Source organism: Bacillus sp. BB081, assembly GCF_008368895.1.
GTDB classification, from domain to species: domain Bacteria; phylum Bacillota; class Bacilli; order Bacillales; family Bacillaceae_G; genus Bacillus_A; species Bacillus_A wiedmannii.
In genome coordinates, this window is record NZ_QOZX01000039.1 from 1 (window position 1) to 17333 (window position 17333).

The window sequence follows — 17333 nt, forward strand, 5'->3', positions numbered from 1 at the left end:
ACCTCTACTTCTGGAAGTCCAAAATCCATGACATATGTAGTAATGGCCTTGGCAAATCGATCACGAATTTCCTGTCCACGCTCGAACCATTTCACTTCAATAAGAGGAAACGCTTCTATTTCTTCTCCATTGAATACAAACGTAGAACTTGGTAGTTCCAACGTAAAATTATCCGTACCACACTCACAAATCTCTGCGAGCTCTTCTACTAATGGCTTGCTTATGCGTTTTAATTGTTCAGTAGTAATTCCACGAAACACAACATGCGGCATATGAATCCCTCCGTTAGATAGTTTTATATTTGCTCACATCATAACACAATTTCTAACATCTATTGGTACATTTCAATGACATTCTTAAGAATAATCATAAGTTATTGAAGCAATACATGTATTGTAACTATTTAAAACATTTGAGAGCTCGGTAATTGGGTAAATAAAAAAAGCCTTATCATTCTCCCTATAAGGAGATATGAGGGGAGGCCTCTGTTAAAAGCTCTTATACGGTTGTCTTTGAAAAAATGAAAATACCTAAATAGTTGGAAATATTTTTATGTTGTACGGTTTTTGGCTATGAATAGTGGAATAAATATTAAGTATTCAACAGTTAAAATAAAACGAGTCATCTTTTTATTTTAAGAAAAAAGATGACTCGTTTTATGCTAAAATTCACTTAGTGTATATTTTCGTTAAAATGTGGGTGGGCCCCCTTTTAGCAAAACCGGAGTGGAAATGATGAGTATAAACAGTTTTGTGAGATTGATAAAGGACGAATTATTAAAAGAGGTAAGCATTAGAAGTGAGGATGAATTCGAGCCTGTAGTAGTTAAGGATATTCCTAGACTTTGGCAGTGTTTAGGGATAGGTAATTATGCCGCAGTATTTATGCATAAAGAATACAAAGATTGGGTAGTGAAAGTTTACGCACGAGAAGGAGAAGGAATTGAAAAAGAGTCAGAAGTATACCGGAAAATCGGAAACCATCCTTCTTATTCGAAGCTTATATATAAAGGAGAAAATTTCATAGTATTGAAACGTTTAAAAGAAATTACCTTATACGATGCTGTTCATAAGGGGATTAAAATTCCTAAGCAGGTGATCCTTGATATCAATGCAGCTTTAGAGTATGCAAGGGAACAAGGATTAACTCCTTGTGATGTTCACGGAAAAAATGTGATGATGGAAAAGGGAAGGGGATATGTAGTCGATGTATCTGATTTCTTAAAAACAAAAGAAGATAGTAAGTGGAGAGACCTAGAAAAGGCATATTTTACATTTTATTTGCCTTTCATTTATAAATTTCCTTTCCCTGTTAAAGTACCGTATTTTATGTTAAACATTGTTAGACGTTCGTATAGAAAATATAAGAAGCTTAAAAAGAAATTCAAATTGTAAAAGGACCACATACTTATTTTTAAGTTAGATAAGTGAACCACTAGTAAACAAAAGGACCGTACATTTTAGATATGTCTAATATGTACGGTCCTAATTTTATAACTTTATGAAGTAATCAGTAAGCTTTACATTTCCTTTTATCGTGTAGCTGGCTTAGTTGCTCTGCACGGTCGAAATTTGCTTAGCGTATGTTTTCGTTAAAATGTGGACGGGCCCTCTATAAAGAAAAGACACCCTAAGGTGCCTTCCTCCGACTTGAACCATCATATGTATTGGACTCCCATCCAAATATTATTTTACCATGTTAAGTTATATGGTTTATTGAGAAAAAAGAAAAAGCCCTATATAAGGGTATCCCCGTCAGCATTTCGGAAAAAAAACTACGCTAAGCAAAAAATATAATAAACTGCCTATATGGGCAGCTCATTTACATCATTCTCGTTAACGGAAGTTAATTATATTTTTCTACGTACTAAATAAAAAGATAAGGCCCCCATAATAACAGGTGCAACGAAATCAAAGAAATGGGAAAAATTAAAAGGAAAAAGAAAAAGAAATGGTATAAGTGTATAGATAACTGCTTGTCCTATAAATACAGGGATTCCAAATTGAAATTCTCTACATCGCTTGATTTTCCTGTATAACACTTCCCCAATTAGACAAGCTATAAGAGCTGGTATACTACCATAAGTGACGATCGTTTTAATGAATCCTAATACAACGTTCGGGTGAATAAAGCTAGGATGAGAAATATATGAAATCAAGAACCATCCAAAAATAAAAGCAAACAGACTTGCAGCATAACTAATTACAAATTTTATCAACGTAACCATCCTCACAGTTTTCTAATATTAACTCCATTGTATGACATGAAATCCTATTATTGGTAGCGAGAAAAAAGCGGATCCCTACTCTAAAAAGCATCCACTCATCCTTCTATACTTGTTTTATTTTCTTTGCTCTAGCAAACTTCCAAAAAGCTGCAAGTAGTATGAGCAGTGGAATTCCCTGAATAAAGAGAAATCCTCCCAAAAAATAAAGTGCACGACTAACTAGAGGAGGGGCTGTTGCCGACTCACCCGCAAAATAAGCCCCATAATTAGCCGCTACACCTGCATAATCAGCTATCCCACCTATAAGAAAAGCCGCTGGACTTATGATTAGATTTATCCCTAAACAGATCATTATTGAAGATAGGTTTTTAGCCTTAATTTTTGGTGAAACAGACAAGAAAAATAAGAATATTGCAGTGCCGTTTATAAGAAGTAGTGTTATTACAAAATAAATTCCCATAATATCCCTCCATGATTTTAATTGTACCATCAGCAAGGACAACTTTGTGTAAATTTGGATGAATAGGGTCTTCATGTGAGGTTAACATAACGTCTCATTAACAGTAGTCAATGATGCATATAATTTTCGTTTTTGCTTTCTTTTCTGAGCTGGATAGCGGTGGGGTGAGTCATAAATTGTGGAACACATTCTTAAGTTATTTAATATGAAAAAATGAAATTCTCCTTCTGCAATTCATTCAAATTGGCCAATCTCCACATCTTTTGAATTCCCTGAAAATGCTAAACATAAGCAAAATAATTAACTATCCTATGCAAGAAAGTTAGGCTAGATAATCGCATATGTTTTATTGAAGGGATGTGATTGAATTATGGAAAGGCCGAATTGGGGAATTGGAGGATTAGTATTTGTTGGCTGCATGTTTCTTGGCGGAGGAGTGGGATCTATATTAGGCGATACGCATGCTGGATGGCTAATAGGGATGGGGGCTGGATTTATTGGGATGGCTTTAACGAGACTGATCAGAAAGTAATATAATGGGATTCTGCTCCCAGTAAATAAGGAAATATGTATGTAATTCATGGCATAATAGCTTTATAAATTATAGTTAGAACCTTCTCTTTTCTAAATTTCTCCATACATAGATATGATTCTCAAGTCGGAGGATGGCACCTTAGGGTGTTTTTTTGTGCTCTCTAAAAATGCCTTACCATATAATAGACTTCGTTAGATTTCGATAATATTTTTTGTAATAGAATAGATTCATTACCGTTTCAGACCTAAGTATTCATTCATAATCTAACAGTAAAAGGGGGGATGATTAAAGGTATGGCGTTTAATGATGAATTAATTTGTCAACAGTTTGCAAGAATTATCGGTGGCCAAGAAGGGTTCGCCGGTGGAAAATGCGTGGCTACAATAAATCGGGATGAAGTACAAGCAACTATCTTAGGAAAACGTTTTAGAGTAACAACTTCCTTCTCATTCGAATCAAGAGATAATAAAACTGGACGGGCATTATGTCTAGGACGGATAGCTCTCTTACAAAAAGAAGTCAATGGATTTGTTGCTACAATTATTAAACAAGGAATAATCGTTTCGTCTATACACAATGAGTGGTTATGTGATGGTCCGAATTTAATTTACGTTAATATCGAAGACGTTGATGATCCGCTAAGTTTCGCAAGGAAAGTTAGAAGAGCGTTATGCAATTAACCAATTTATTTAGTTAAATGAGCGATATAAAAGGATCTTTAATTGAAAGATCCTTTTATACATAAGATGAAGGTTTTTCTTTGTATTTTATTAATTAAGTTCACTTGACTAGCAAACGAACGTAATTCCTGTGCACGAATCGATATAATAATCTCCGCTTTTATTGTAGTGTCAGTCTTTTAGTAGAAATTAAATATTTACGACAAATTTTGACAAAGAAATACATATATTTTTGTTATGCTATGAAAGTTATTAATTTGTAATGTATATATAGGAGGATTTTTTAATGTTAAAGAAATTGTTATTATGTGTACTTATGAGCTTGTGTGTAATGGCTTTAAGTGCTTGTAAAGGTGATGAAGAAAAATTAAAAGTAGCAGAGGATGAGCAAAAAATAGATGAAGATAAAAAAGTAGCAGAGGAAGAAAAACGTAAACAAGAAGAGCAACAAAGAGCAGAAGAAGAGAAGCGTAAGCAAGAAGAGCAGCAAAGAGCAGAGGAAGAAAAACGTAAACAAGAAGAGCAGCAAAGGGTAGAAGAAGAGAAGCGTAAACAAGAAGAGCAGCAAAGAGTAGAAGAAGAAAAGCGTAAACAACAAGAGCAGAAGACTCAGCAACAACAGTCTATACAACAAGAGAGAACACAAAAACAAGAAAAAACAACACAAGCAACAGGTGGGAAACCAACAAGATCACAAATTTCAGTTGGTTCACATGTAGTTATTCAATTAGATAATGACTATAGCAAAACTGTAAGTGGTGTTGTGAAAGACATTTTGACACATAGTGAAACACATACATACGGCATTAAAGTTCGATTACAAGATGGACAAATTGGCCGTGTTCAAAGTGTTAACTAGTGAAAGAAGATTTGACTACTTTTCAAATAAATAAAAACTACAAAAAACCGGTTCATTCGTAAAGGAACCGGTTTTTTGTAGCGTTTTGCTTAGCGTACGAAATTTGCGTTTTGTTAATGTCACCACATCTCTATCAAGTTATCACATACAAGGTAATAGATGTTTTTTATAATTTGAAAGGAGAGGAAACGAACTTGGAGGGAGTACTGGAACTATACAATAAATACACTCAGGGGGCATGTTTGAGAAGAGTAAATCAATGAAAAAGGAAATTGTTTTTAAGTTTGGGCTATGGACCTATCCGCCCGTTCTAATTAACTAAAAGAAGAACTTCCCCATACCGATTAAACTACTAAGCATTCCGATTCCATTCATAGTGCCTTTTCCTACTGTAAATAAGTTTCCAAACATTCCTGGCTGACCGTAACCTCCGTTATTCCCCCATCCCATGGGATTTACCTGTCCTCCCCATCCTAGAGGGTTTCCAAAAACACCCCAGTTATTGGTATTGAAATTAAAAGCTTTGGCTGGCGGCGATAGTAAAGCGGCAAGATGACCTTGTGCGAACATCCCTGTATGATTGAATGGTTGAGCCCAGGGGAAGGGAGGTTTTTGAAAATTAAAACCTGCATGGCCTGGTAATGGAGCCCAATTAGCAGGATGTCCTTGGGGCATCATCCCAGCATAATGGATTGGCTGCCCCAAAGAGAAGGGAGGGGTTTGGGGATTGAAACCCGTATAATTGGCTGGTGAATCCCAACCAAATGGATAGACTCGACAACTCCAATTCTCAGGAACCTTCAAATCATTCATTCCCTCAGCTTTAGCTATTTGGGGCTGTAAATATAATGATGACATTGCGATTTGGTTATTATATTGCTCACCGTTGCCCTCTGAATTCAAATACCAATATTGGTACATAAGTTTATTCCCCTCACTTTAAAAATGTAATGTTAGACTTAGCCTATGTAATATTCCTTTTTATGGATGGTTACATAACTAGATTTACAAGCCTGTATTTAAAGGAATAGGTGTATGGTCTTGTTGATTTATCCTACTATTTGTGGGCAATAAGACAACTCCACCTCAAAATTCAGCCTAATTTAATTTCGGTTAACAAACGTGTTTATAAAGGTTTAATCAATAAAAGAGATTTTAAAATGTTATGTTGAGCAAATAGAATTGCTAAAAAGAGAATATCCATTCGAAGAGTTTGGCAAAATACTGCAAGGATAATGTATTCTTGTGCAGATATACAAACGACTTAAACGAATTAATGGAATTTATAATGAAGGGGCAAATGAATATATGAGTGAAACATTACATAAAAGAAAACCACCATATTTAATGCTTGTGATCCTTTTTATTGGAGCATTTGTTTCATTTCTAAATAACTCGCTATTAAATGTAGCCTTGCCATCAATAATGAAGGATTTAGACATTAAAGATTATTCAACGATTCAGTGGCTTTCTACAGGGTATATGCTTGTAAGTGGTATATTAATTCCGGCCTCAGCATTTTTAATAACCCGCTTCTCCAATAGGAGCTTATTTATTACATCTATGTTGATTTTTATTCTTGGTACGGCTTTAGCGGCTTTAGCACCGAACTTTAGTTTATTACTTACTGGCCGGATGGTTCAAGCAGCAGGTTCTTCAGTCATGGGGCCTTTATTAATGAATATTATGCTAGTAAGCTTTCCAAGAGAAAAAAGGGGAACAGCGATGGGGATTTTTGGATTAGTTATGATTACAGCTCCAGCAATTGGACCGACACTATCGGGTTATATTGTAGAATATTATGACTGGCGTTTGCTTTTTGAAATGATTTTACCGTTAGCAATCATTAGCTTACTGTTAGGGGTTTGGAAATCGGAGAATGTCATGAGACAAAACAAAAATGCAAAACTTGATTATCTCTCATTACTATTATCTTCTGTCGGTTTTGGCGGTTTGTTATATGGATTCAGTTCTGCAAGCTCCGACGGTTGGACGAATAAAGTTGTTTTAACAACCTTAATTATAGGTGCTATTGCCCTAATTACTTTCATTATCCGTCAATTAAAAATGAATGAACCGTTATTGGATTTACGTGTTTACAAGTACCCAATGTTTGCACTTGCGTCTGTAATTGCGATTGTTAACGCAGTGGCCATGTTTTCGGGTATGATTTTAACACCAGCTTATGTACAAAACGTCCGCGGTATTTCACCGCTGAGCTCTGGGCTGATGATGCTTCCAGGTGCGGTAATAATGGGAATTATGTCACCAATTACAGGTAAACTATTTGATAAATATGGCCCTCGTATTCTTGGTATAGTAGGACTTTCCATTACAGCCGTTTCAACTTATATGTTAGCAAACCTGCAACTCGACTCTAGTCACACACATATTATTCTTATTTACACACTGCGGATGTTTGGGATGGCGATGGTGATGATGCCGCTTATGACAAATGGCCTTAATCAATTGCCAACTCGCTTAAATCCGCACGGTACAGCTGTTAATAATACAGCTCAACAAGTGTCCGGTTCAATTGGTACTGCTATTCTTGTTACGATTATGAATTCGGTAACAAAAACAAAAGCTGAAAGTTTAATGGCTGATGTAGATCCAACAACCTTCACAGAAGCTACGAAGGCAATGTTAACTCAGAAGGCTTTATTATCCGGAATTCAATATTCATTCTATGTAGCGCTTGGCATGAATATTGTTGCATTACTATTAGTTTTTTTCGTTAAACGTGTAGATACAAGTGCGGAAGCTGTCGAGAGGTTAAATCGGTAGAGTAAAATAAAACTTTAGATCATGACTCCTATAAGTTTTTACTGTTTAGTTAGACTAGGAAGAAATGCGAATTTCTGCTGCTAAGGCGCTGGTATTTAAATTTGGAAAAGAACCAGTGAAATAATTATATATAGTAAAAAGGATCTGATATTCATATCAGATCCTTTTTCATTAGCAACACAGTATACTTACTTATCGTATTTGTTTGAATTGACATTAGAAACTACGGGTTTTCCTAATACTACAATCTTTAGCTCTCAATTTCTGATAAACATTATAATAATACGCTTCATTTTAATTTAAGTATTTTCTCTGCAAGTTAGAAATCTAATATCAACAAACAACTTAGATTACCAACCTTATAAGCAATATCATAATCGTGAATAGTTAGGGAAAAGATAAAATAAGGTAATCAATTACATATCTTTATCCCAGGCGATTCATTGCTATCTTCTTTTTATTGAATGGGATATTTTATTTCATGCTTTTTGAAAGGGTGTTTTTAATGGATAAAAAAGTATCTGCCATTCCTCAACCGAAAACATATGGATTGCTGGGGAATCTCCCATTAATCGATAAAGATAAGCCGACCTTATCCTTTATCAAGATAGCGGAAGAGTATGGTCCCATTTTTCAAATTCAAACTTTAAGTGATACCATCATTGTCGTTTCTGGGCATGAACTGGTAGCAGAAGTCTGTGACGAAACAAGATTTGATAAAAGTATAGAGGGTGCTTTAGCGAAAGTTCGCGCCTTTGCTGGAGACGGATTATTTACAAGCGAGACTCATGAGCCTAACTGGAAAAAAGCTCATAATATTTTGATGCCTACATTCAGCCAACGAGCAATGAAAGATTATCATGCTATGATGGTCGATCTTGCCGTACAACTCGTTCAAAAATGGGCACGGCTTAATCCGAATGAAAGCGTAGATGTACCGGAGGATATGACTCGCCTTACATTGGATACAATTGGTCTATGTGGTTTTAATTATCGATTTAATAGCTTTTATCGTGAGACCCCTCATCCTTTTATTACTAGCATGAGCCGTGCTCTAGATGAGGCGATGCACCAATTACAGCGGCTGGATATAGAAGACAAACTTATGTGGAGAACGAAACGTCAATTTCAGCATGATATTCAATCCATGTTTTCTTTAGTAGATAATATTATTGCTGAACGTAAAAGTAATGGGAATCAGGAAGAAAATGATTTGCTTTCCCGTATGTTAAATGTGCAGGATCCGGAAACTGGGAAAAAATTAGATGATGAAAATATTCGTTTCCAAATCATCACTTTTTTAATAGCTGGGCATGAAACAACAAGTGGATTGTTGTCTTTTGCAATCTATTTTTTATTAAAGAATCCGGATAAATTGAAAAAAGCCTATGAAGAAGTAGATCGGGTTTTGACAGATCCTACTCCAACATACCAACAAGTTATGGAACTTAAGTATATCCGGATGATTTTGAATGAATCGCTACGTCTATGGCCTACTGCTCCAGCATTTAGTCTCTATGCAAAAGAAGATACAGTGATTGGTGGGAAATATCCAATTAAGAAAGGAGAAGATCGTATTTCTGTTCTTATTCCACAGCTACATAGGGATAAAGATGCATGGGGAGACAATGTGGAAGAATTCCAACCTGAACGATTTGAAGAGCTGGATAAGGTTCCTCATCATGCTTATAAGCCATTTGGAAATGGTCAACGAGCATGTATCGGTATGCAGTTTGCACTTCATGAAGCCACACTCGTAATGGGAATGCTTCTTCAACATTTTGAATTCATTGATTATCAAGACTATCAGCTGGACGTAAAACAAACATTAACGCTAAAGCCTGGTGATTTTAAAATTAGGATTCTACCCCGAAATCAAACTATTAGCCATACTACTGTTCTTGCGCCTATAGAGGAGAAATTGAAAGACCATGAAATCGAACAGCAAGTTCAGAAGACACCTTCTATTATAGGAGCCGATAATCTTTCGCTTCTTGTTTTGTATGGATCGGATACTGGGGTAGCAGAAGGTATTGCAAGAGAACTAGCAGATACAGCTAGTTTAGAAGGTGTTCAAACGGAAGTGGTAGCTCTTAACGATCGAATTGGAAGTCTGCCAAAAGAAGGGGCGGTTCTTATTGTAACTTCTTCTTATAATGGAAAGCCGCCAAGTAATGCAGGGCAGTTTGTGCAGTGGTTGGAGGAATTAAAGCCGGATGAGCTAAAAGGTGTTCAATACGCAGTTTTTGGTTGTGGAGATCATAATTGGGCTAGTACCTATCAGCGGATTCCAAGATACATTGATGAGCAAATGGCTCAAAAAGGAGCAACAAGATTTTCTACACGTGGAGAAGCGGATGCAAGTGGTGATTTCGAGGAACAGCTCGAGCAATGGAAACAAAGCATGTGGTCTGATGCGATGAAGGCATTTGGATTGGAACTCAATAAAAATATGGAAAAAGAACGCAGTACATTAAGTTTACAATTTGTTAGTCGTCTTGGAGGATCTCCTCTTGCGCGAACATATGAAGCAGTTTATGCATCTATACTAGAAAATCGTGAACTTCAATCATCCAGCAGTGATAGAAGCACACGACATATCGAGATATCCTTGCCAGAAGGCGCTACGTATCAAGAAGGAGACCACCTTGGGGTGCTGCCAATTAATAGTGAGAAAAATGTCAACCGAATTTTAAAACGCTTTGGATTAAACGGGAAGGATCAAGTCATATTGAGCGCAAGTGGGCGTAGTGTAAATCACATACCTTTAGACAGTCCTGTTAGTTTATTTGACCTTCTTAGTTATAGTGTAGAAGTTCAAGAAGCAGCCACTCGAGCACAAATACGAGAAATGGTGACATTCACAGCATGCCCTCCTCATAAAAAGGAATTGGAATCATTATTGGAAGAGGGAGTTTATCATGAACAAATATTAAAGAAACGTATGTCAATGTTGGATCTTCTTGAAAAGTATGAGGCTTGTGAAATCCGATTTGAACGCTTTTTAGAACTTCTTCCTGCGCTCAAACCGCGTTACTATTCTATTTCAAGCTCTCCACTCGTTGCACAGGATCGTCTGAGCATTACGGTTGGTGTTGTTAATGCGCCTGCATGGAGTGGGGAAGGGACATATGAAGGAGTCGCTTCTAATTATTTAGCTCAGCGTCATAATAAAGATGAGATTATCTGTTTCATTCGAACGCCACAATCAAGCTTTCAATTACCTGAAAATCCAGAAACACCAATTATTATGGTTGGGCCAGGTACCGGAATTGCACCATTCCGTGGATTCTTGCAAGCGCGTCGTGTTCAAAAACAAAAAGGTATTAACTTAGGACAAGCACATCTATATTTTGGTTGTCGTCATCCTGAAAAGGATTATCTCTATCGTACAGAACTAGAAAATGATGAAAGAGATGGTTTAATCTCTTTACACACAGCTTTTTCTCGCCTAGAAGGATATCCAAAAACATATGTACAGCATTTAATAAAACAAGATAGAATCAATTTAATTTCACTATTAGATAATGGAGCTCATCTTTATATATGTGGTGATGGAAGTAAAATGGCTCCTGATGTAGAAGATACCCTGTGTCAAGCATATCAAGAAATTCATGAAGTCAGTGAACAAGAAGCAAGGAATTGGTTGGATCGTGTGCAAGATGAAGGGCGATATGGAAAAGATGTTTGGGCTGGAATCTGAATTTTTCTTAATTAGATAAAATATGTAACGAATGAACTTCTTTCGAATAAGTGTTAATTTAAAAAATAAACTTATGTATAAAAATCCCGTATTATTATTGAATACGGGATTTTCTTATTTTTAAATAAGCTGAACTGATACTGTAGAAAAATAATAGGTAATTCATTTGACAATTAAAATGATCTACTTTAATATATATGCTATAGCATATAATTAATAAAACGAATTCATTCACTGTGAAGAATTGACTGGTATGCTATACTCTTTTATATATTAATTTATAGAGGTGATACATGAACTTACATGATTTAATAGGCTATCTTGTTCATCGTACTGATGTGAAAATGACCAATTATTTTACGAAGAAATTAAAGCCTTTTGGAGTTACGCCAGAGCAGTGGGGGATTATTAGTGTTCTTTGTAGCCAAAGGGCCACTACTCAAAAAGAGTTAGCAGAAGCGATTGATAAAGATCAAACTACTGTCGTAAGAATGATACAGTCAATGGAGAGAAAAGGGATTGTAAAGAAGGCTTTGAATGACCAAGATAGGCGTTCACACAACCTTTTTTTAACTGAAAAAGGTGATGAGTTAAAAAAAGAAATCTTGCCTGTGGTGACAGACGCTCACCATTTCGTTACGAGTAATTTGAGCGAAGAAGAAATTAAAGTATTACAATCGTTATTAAACAAATTGTATGATACACGCTATTAATATTTGTTCCTTATTGATGCTATTCATAAGGAACAAACTTTGTTTTATGTATTATATATGCTATAGCATATAATTTTGTTTTAAGGAATGGTGGAGATATCTTTATTTTGTATGATATTTGATTCAGGATCACGTTTTTTCCTAGTACCAGTCAAAATTCTGTATTGTATATGCTATAGCATGTAAATGTATCAAATAAATAAGAAAGATGTGATTGCTATTTTAATATTAATCAATGTAGTAAAAGTTGTATTGTTTCTGTTCTTTTTAATGACAGGAACGAAAATTATATCTTGGAAAATGGCAGATGAGTTTAAACGATTTGGTTTACCTTCGTTTTTTAATTTCTTAACTGGGGCTTTTGAAATTGTAGGAGCAATTGGAATGTTGATAGGAATTTGGGTTCCAACAGTAGCTTTATTAGCAGGACTGTTGTTAGGCGGTACGATGCTTGCAGCTGCATTAACTCTTATTGTACTAGCGAGAGATCCCTTTAAGAAAGCAATACCTGCGCTTGTTTTGTTTGTCCTTAGTATAGGAATAAGTTGTTATCATATTTTTTAAACATAGCCGAAAACTGTTAAATTTTATGCGTTCAAGCTGATATCGTTTTGTAATTATTTTATAGATAGGGGTGTGAAAACGTATGAATGGATTATTATTTTTCAACTTCTTAGCGTTTCTTGCTATATTGACAACAAGTATTGTTGCTGGAACCGTTTTTGCATACTCTAATTCTGTCATGCCTGGTCTTCGTAATTCGGATGATCGTACCTTTGTTCTTTCGGTTAGACACTTTACCTCAGCAGTGGCTAATCCGATTTTTCTCTTCATGTCAAACGGTGCTCTTATAGCGCAGATTGGTTTTGTTGTATTAGCCGTTTACCTACAGCAATTCGATAAAGTCATTTTAGGATTAATCGCATTGATTAGTTATATTGCCACTCTACTGATCACTTTCACAGGAAACCTTCCGATGAATAGAGCGATTATCTCAGCTGAACTACCTGTAAGAGATTCTGGATGGGAGGACCTCAGAGTCGAATTTGAATCCCGTTGGACGGTGCTGAATCACACGCGTACCTTAACGTGCATTTTGAGTGTGTCAGCACTACTAGTAGCGTTGCTTATTAATTAGTAGTATGAATGTATTTAGATAAATAGTAATTAACCGGACAATTCTTAAGGAATATGGCATTGGAAAATAATTTATCATTCCTGATTGTATCAGATGAATATCTGGTGGATTTAAAAGCTTATGATGTTTTCTATCATGGCGATGCTCCCCCTTATGAAGCCCATGGTACTCATGGAAAACCTGCCTACTTTCTTGTGAAGAAAAATGGACAACTACTATATCAACAGAGACAAACGATTCCATTTGGTCGTCCAACATCGACAGAGTTTAGAAAAATTGTTCAATATATAGGTAGGAATCTCAAGTCTAAATAGATCGCTTTTTAATGAGTTTTTAATAACCCTTTAATTTTTAAATACAATAAAGAATAGGGAAAGACTCAAACTAGTACTGGAATAATAGTAGCACTAACTTGAGACATTCCCATTATTAGAATCGAAAAAATCATAATCAGTAAACGAATGGGAAGAATTTTTTATATGAAGGAATTCCCGGTGAACTTTACATTGAAAAATATAAAAAATAGGAGTGAGTGAAAATGGCTTATTTATTACAAGTTGATTTTCCGTTTGAAGGTCCTTTTGGTGAAGAAATGGAAAAAGCGTTTTGGGATTTAGCAAATAGTATTAACGAAGAAGAAGGATTCCATTGGAAAATATGGACTGAGAATGAAGAAACAAAAGAAGCTGGAGGCATTTATGTATTTGAAGAAAAACAAGATGCTGAAAAATACGCGGAAATGCACAAGAACAGACTTGAAGCAGCTGGTGTTAAAGATATTAGAGTAAGAATTTTTAACATCAATGAAAAATTAACGAAACTGAATCGTGGTTATAGTAAATATTGAGGGACACATAATTCAAAAAAAGAAGGGGATAATCTCCTTCTTTTTTTGAATTCTTCTTTTATGTCTTATTATGTTTTATGCAAAAAATCCCTATATAAATAAGGATTCGTGTATCGGCATATAGTTCCTTAGAAAAGGTTGTACTAAGTCTAACATATGAGGGTTCTTATATTTGTGAAATTGACGTGAAAGTACTGTGAAAAAAGTTGTATTGAAATAATTATGTATAAAAGGGTACGCCCCTTACTGGGAGGTAAGGGGCACAGGAAATGCAAATTTATTTTAATTTGCTAAAGAAATTATAACATATATACCTGTCTATGCATGTTACAGATTTATGAACATAACTGTTAATTAGTAACTAGAGGTAACTAAGGGTAGATGACTTAAGTAGTTTTTAAAGGGGTATAACAGAGAAAATGCAAGAAAAGACCTGATAACAGGTCCGTTTTTGTTATTATTTTGGCATATAATAAATAATGTTGATTCTCGCGTATCGATACGGGACAAATAGAGGGAATATCTCATCGCTATCCTTTCCTATGAATCTACAGAAAGGGTAGCGTGTTTTTTTATTTAAGGGGCATCTCTTTTTATTAGTTTGATACCGATGTGACAATACCCCTTTATTGTTTTTCAGACTTCGCTTGTTCTAGAATGTATGCTTCTTCTTGTTCCGGTGTCGCTAATTCGTATGCTTTACCAGTGCTGTTGTTTTCCCATTCCCATAATAAATTATGCTCTTCAACGGATTGAGAGAAATCGCCTTCATACCAACGAACCAAAATCTTGAGGTACTGTTCTTTATGTTGTAAGGTTCCACTATTACTTTCATCAATTACTCGACGTACTTGTTCAATGTTTTCTGGAGTCATTTTAATAAATCCTTGCTTTTCGTGAGATAATACTTTTTGATGAGTCATTTTGTGCATTGCATTGATTATATGACGATCAGAATTGAGGTCAAGTATTACCTCTTCTCCTTTAATTTTCTCAGTCTGCTTTTCCTTAACGTCTGAACCTGCATACGTACCGACTTTGTAACCAGTAAAAATACCAACTGCTATAGCAATAACTAAGCTTGATGTGATTTTAATCCACTTTTTCAAACCTCGTACCCCCTTTTATTGAAGTGTACCATTAATCTTGCCTCTACTTTGGTGTGCGCTCTAATCTGTTTTTCCTAATATTTGTTTATAGCATCTGACATCGAAGATTTCATTGTTTGTAATAGTTCTTCTTTTGTTATTATTTTTTGTACATTTTTAAAAGGTCCGCCTAAAGATTCACCATTTTGATCCTTAATCTCTAGTTCTGTTATCTTTTTATTATTCTCCTGAATGAGTTGAAATAGAGCATATAAACGATCTAATTCTACTGAATCCAATTGGCTAAAGTCAATCTCGTTACTCATTTGCAAAGTTAATAATAATTCATTAGTTGGTTTTCCTTCATCTGGATCTTTACTATCTAAAATATATTGAAGAGCATTTTCCGTTTCAGATTCCACGTAGCCTAATTTTTTCATTTCTTCTAGTGTTGGTTTGAATTCCTTATATTCCTCATATGTTTTTTTTCCATATTGGTATTCATCACCTACTGGATATGAATAGAGGAGACCTTGTACCTTTACTCGGAATTTTAGATATTTGTTATTTTTTTCTTGCACAGTATGGTATGTATTACCACCATTATTTTCATTTATCGGGCTCCAATCTGTTACAACAACATCAATACCGTGTTTTTTTTTTATATAATCTTGTACTTCAGCTCCATTTTCTTGATTACAACCACTTAGACATAAGAAACATAATACTAGCAATATTACATGTTTCAATCTTTTCATATAAGCACTCCCTACGTAAGAATTAATTCTTGAATGTGCAGCACACTACAAAACCTTCTTTTCCTGAGTCGTATACTTTAACTTTTATATAGTTTGAATCTTATTGAATCATTTAAGTTCCTGACGTTCCCAACTATACTGCTTGAAGCATTACTGTCTTAAACTATGTAACTTAGTTGTTTTAAGGTCTTTCTCAATTCTATAAGCATATGGTTCATTGGGCTCATATCTAAAACGTACATTCATACGATGGTATCTATTTTACTATAAAATCTGGTGCTATTATTAAAATGTTCCTTTTTTGTTTCCTAGTATAGATGTTCCTTCTACTTCAATGAGGGAGGATTTATGGAAGGATATTATACAATTTCAAGTTATGCACCATATATAAGAAGAAAAAACATAGCTACAAACTTAATGTAATGAAATTCGTATATATGCATAATTGCATTCAAAATCACTAATGATAATGTTATACTAATATCAACCAAGAAGAATCCAACAAACTATGATTAATCACTACATCTTCTTTCATAGCATGTCAACGTAAAAAAGACACTTTCCATTGTGTCTTTTTTACGCTTTGAGATGAATACATTGACTCAATACTTATATTTTGGGTAGCATCACATTAAGAAAAGAAATAGGAGAGAATATCCTATTTCTTTTTATTAATATAATAAAATGCAATGAATAGATCCAAAGTAATGATAATAATTAGAAGTAACAAGTGTATAAGTGCATCAGTTTTTCAGTTTAGTAAAGACTTTACAAAGAAATCCCATTCTGTTTCGTAGGGAGGTTCTACCCAATTTCGTTGCAGACCTAATACCATTCCATTTATAAAATAGACTATACTTAATAGAATTCTTCCAACAAATAAGGCAGCTGTTTTTATATTCCAATCCTTTATCTTGATTACATAAAGGATTGGAAATAGTATAAGTATCCAAAAAACAATAATATAGATTGTATTTATCATTCTTTACTCCTAATAAAATGATTGTTTTAATATAGCTCATTCTTCGGATTGAAGATATGTTTCCTTATTACTGGTTAAAAACAAGGGCTGGAATTCCGGCTCTTTTTCTATCCTGCAAAATAAAGTTTCACTTTATCTCTCCGCCTCAAAAAACTCAATCCACTCTCCATCAGGGCCAGCGAAGAATATGTAACGTGTTCCATCTGGTAATGTTTCGATTTCTTCTCCTAGTAAAAATGTTACGCCGTGTTTTTGTATTCTTTCAATTTCATCTTCTAATGAATCCACTTTAAAGCAAATGTGATGTACTTTTCCTTCTGCCGGAAGAGAGGAGTTGTAACCTTCAATGAGTTCCAGTATCGTTTCCTGCGATTCTTCCACACCTAAAAAAGCGAGTTTTAAGTCTGGATTCGGGTGCCCCATACGTTTAATAAGTTGTAAGCCGACTACTTTTTCATAAAAAGTAATAGATGTTTCTAAGTTTGCGACCATAAGACCGATGTGTTCAATTCTTCTAACTGGCATGTAGATCCCTTCTTTCTGAAAATTATATACA

Annotated in this window: 16 protein-coding genes and 3 pseudogenes; 11 read left to right on the plus strand and 8 right to left on the minus strand. The window is 34.9% G+C overall.

The window, feature by feature from the left end:
* Positions 1 to 272: DUF1904 family protein (locus tag DN394_RS17380; protein ID WP_149294040.1), on the minus strand; the 272-nt coding region annotated here is incomplete at its 3' end.
* Between the two features lie 462 nt (positions 273 to 734).
* On the opposite strand from DN394_RS17380, the gene DN394_RS17385 reads away from it, so the two are divergent.
* Complete coding sequence (locus DN394_RS17385) at positions 735 to 1394, plus strand: serine/threonine protein kinase (RefSeq protein WP_141550954.1); 660 nt, start codon at positions 735 to 737, stop codon at positions 1392 to 1394.
* 455 nt (positions 1395 to 1849) lie between these two features.
* On the opposite strand, the gene DN394_RS17390 is transcribed toward DN394_RS17385, so the two are convergent.
* Both DN394_RS17390 and DN394_RS17395 read right to left on the minus strand, forming a co-directional pair.
* The gene (locus DN394_RS17390; protein WP_098953351.1) at positions 1850 to 2227 is read right to left on the minus strand and encodes a hypothetical protein; all 378 of its coding nucleotides are present in this window, start codon (positions 2225 to 2227) and stop codon (positions 1850 to 1852) included.
* Positions 2228 to 2330: 103 nt separating this feature from the next.
* Positions 2331 to 2687: a hypothetical protein gene (locus tag DN394_RS17395; protein ID WP_097915155.1), complete on the minus strand. Its 357-nt coding sequence runs from the start codon at positions 2685 to 2687 to the stop codon at positions 2331 to 2333.
* 370 nt (positions 2688 to 3057) lie between these two features.
* Between DN394_RS17395 and DN394_RS29020 the strand changes: the two genes are divergently transcribed.
* The 3 genes from DN394_RS29020 (at position 3058) to DN394_RS17410 (ending at position 4761) form a co-directional block, all read left to right on the plus strand.
* Positions 3058 to 3219, plus strand: a complete 162-nt coding sequence (locus DN394_RS29020; RefSeq protein WP_000441003.1) for a hypothetical protein — start codon at positions 3058 to 3060, stop codon at positions 3217 to 3219.
* A gap of 284 nt (positions 3220 to 3503) precedes the next feature.
* Entirely contained in the window at positions 3504 to 3902 is a 399-nt protein-coding gene (locus tag DN394_RS17400) for a DUF1259 domain-containing protein (protein ID WP_149294041.1), read from the plus strand.
* Positions 3903 to 4188: 286 nt separating this feature from the next.
* On the plus strand, positions 4189 to 4761 hold the full coding sequence (locus DN394_RS17410; protein ID WP_149294042.1) for a YwbE family protein: 573 nt from the start codon (positions 4189 to 4191) through the stop codon (positions 4759 to 4761).
* Between the two features lie 318 nt (positions 4762 to 5079).
* On the opposite strand, the gene DN394_RS17415 is transcribed toward DN394_RS17410, so the two are convergent.
* Positions 5080 to 5682: a hypothetical protein gene (locus DN394_RS17415; RefSeq protein ID WP_149294043.1), complete on the minus strand. Its 603-nt coding sequence runs from the start codon at positions 5680 to 5682 to the stop codon at positions 5080 to 5082.
* 387 nt (positions 5683 to 6069) lie between these two features.
* Here DN394_RS17415 and DN394_RS17420 point away from each other — a divergent pair, with 387 nt between their 5' ends.
* The 7 genes and pseudogenes from DN394_RS17420 to DN394_RS17450 all read left to right on the plus strand — a co-directional run bounded on the left by DN394_RS17420 (position 6070) and on the right by DN394_RS17450 (position 13949).
* The gene (locus DN394_RS17420) at positions 6070 to 7548 is read left to right on the plus strand and encodes a DHA2 family efflux MFS transporter permease subunit (RefSeq protein ID WP_046958056.1); all 1479 of its coding nucleotides are present in this window, start codon (positions 6070 to 6072) and stop codon (positions 7546 to 7548) included.
* Between the two features lie 505 nt (positions 7549 to 8053).
* A complete protein-coding gene (gene cypD / locus DN394_RS17425; protein WP_149294044.1) occupies positions 8054 to 11251 on the plus strand; it encodes a bifunctional P-450/NADPH--P450 reductase in 3198 nt (1065 codons plus the stop codon).
* Positions 11252 to 11544: 293 nt separating this feature from the next.
* Positions 11545 to 11964, plus strand: a complete 420-nt coding sequence (locus tag DN394_RS17430; RefSeq protein WP_001048549.1) for a MarR family winged helix-turn-helix transcriptional regulator — start codon at positions 11545 to 11547, stop codon at positions 11962 to 11964.
* A 186-nt stretch (positions 11965 to 12150) separates the two neighbouring features.
* Complete coding sequence (locus DN394_RS17435; protein ID WP_149294045.1) at positions 12151 to 12528, plus strand: DoxX family protein; 378 nt, start codon at positions 12151 to 12153, stop codon at positions 12526 to 12528.
* Positions 12529 to 12610: 82 nt separating this feature from the next.
* Positions 12611 to 13102, plus strand: a complete 492-nt coding sequence (locus tag DN394_RS17440) for an anthrone oxygenase family protein (protein ID WP_097994301.1) — start codon at positions 12611 to 12613, stop codon at positions 13100 to 13102.
* A 65-nt stretch (positions 13103 to 13167) separates the two neighbouring features.
* Positions 13168 to 13416 (plus strand): annotated as a pseudogene (locus tag DN394_RS17445) (peroxiredoxin); the annotation flags it as partial.
* Positions 13417 to 13640: 224 nt separating this feature from the next.
* The gene (locus DN394_RS17450) at positions 13641 to 13949 is read left to right on the plus strand and encodes a monooxygenase (RefSeq protein WP_098953355.1); all 309 of its coding nucleotides are present in this window, start codon (positions 13641 to 13643) and stop codon (positions 13947 to 13949) included.
* Positions 13950 to 14575: 626 nt separating this feature from the next.
* Here DN394_RS17450 and DN394_RS17455 read toward each other — a convergent pair.
* From DN394_RS17455 to DN394_RS17470, 4 genes and pseudogenes are all read right to left on the minus strand, one after another.
* Positions 14576 to 15058, minus strand: coding sequence for a PRK06770 family protein (locus DN394_RS17455; RefSeq protein ID WP_097915182.1), 483 nt, complete (start codon positions 15056 to 15058; stop codon positions 14576 to 14578).
* Between the two features lie 11 nt (positions 15059 to 15069).
* Positions 15070 to 15795 (minus strand): annotated as a pseudogene (locus DN394_RS17460) (hypothetical protein); the annotation flags it as partial.
* Positions 15796 to 16453: 658 nt separating this feature from the next.
* Positions 16454 to 16777, minus strand: a pseudogene (locus DN394_RS17465) (hypothetical protein).
* 132 nt (positions 16778 to 16909) lie between these two features.
* Positions 16910 to 17302 carry a VOC family protein gene (locus DN394_RS17470; RefSeq protein ID WP_149294048.1) on the minus strand — a complete coding sequence of 131 codons (393 nt, stop codon included), beginning with the start codon at positions 17300 to 17302 and terminating at the stop codon, positions 16910 to 16912.
* Positions 17303 to 17333: the final 31 nt, after the last annotated feature.

Bases quoted from the DNA above. Each gene is read 5' to 3' on its own strand.
- DN394_RS17435 (WP_149294045.1), top strand. From the start codon at position 12,151: ATGTATCAAATAAATAAGAAAGATGTGATTGCTATTTTAATATTAATC.
- DN394_RS17410 (WP_149294042.1), top strand. From the start codon at position 4,189: ATGTTAAAGAAATTGTTATTATGTGTACTTATGAGCTTGTGTGTAATG.
- DN394_RS17415 (WP_149294043.1), bottom strand. From the start codon at position 5,682: ATGTACCAATATTGGTATTTGAATTCAGAGGGCAACGGTGAGCAATAT.
- DN394_RS17385 (WP_141550954.1), top strand. From the start codon at position 735: ATGAGTATAAACAGTTTTGTGAGATTGATAAAGGACGAATTATTAAAA.
- DN394_RS17450 (WP_098953355.1), top strand. From the start codon at position 13,641: ATGGCTTATTTATTACAAGTTGATTTTCCGTTTGAAGGTCCTTTTGGT.
- DN394_RS17395 (WP_097915155.1), bottom strand. From the start codon at position 2,687: ATGGGAATTTATTTTGTAATAACACTACTTCTTATAAACGGCACTGCA.
- DN394_RS17400 (WP_149294041.1), top strand. From the start codon at position 3,504: ATGATTAAAGGTATGGCGTTTAATGATGAATTAATTTGTCAACAGTTT.
- DN394_RS29020 (WP_000441003.1), top strand. From the start codon at position 3,058: ATGGAAAGGCCGAATTGGGGAATTGGAGGATTAGTATTTGTTGGCTGC.
- DN394_RS17430 (WP_001048549.1), top strand. From the start codon at position 11,545: ATGAACTTACATGATTTAATAGGCTATCTTGTTCATCGTACTGATGTG.
- DN394_RS17420 (WP_046958056.1), top strand. From the start codon at position 6,070: ATGAGTGAAACATTACATAAAAGAAAACCACCATATTTAATGCTTGTG.
- DN394_RS17390 (WP_098953351.1), bottom strand. From the start codon at position 2,227: ATGGTTACGTTGATAAAATTTGTAATTAGTTATGCTGCAAGTCTGTTT.
- DN394_RS17470 (WP_149294048.1), bottom strand. From the start codon at position 17,302: ATGCCAGTTAGAAGAATTGAACACATCGGTCTTATGGTCGCAAACTTA.
- DN394_RS17440 (WP_097994301.1), top strand. From the start codon at position 12,611: ATGAATGGATTATTATTTTTCAACTTCTTAGCGTTTCTTGCTATATTG.
- cypD (WP_149294044.1), top strand. From the start codon at position 8,054: ATGGATAAAAAAGTATCTGCCATTCCTCAACCGAAAACATATGGATTG.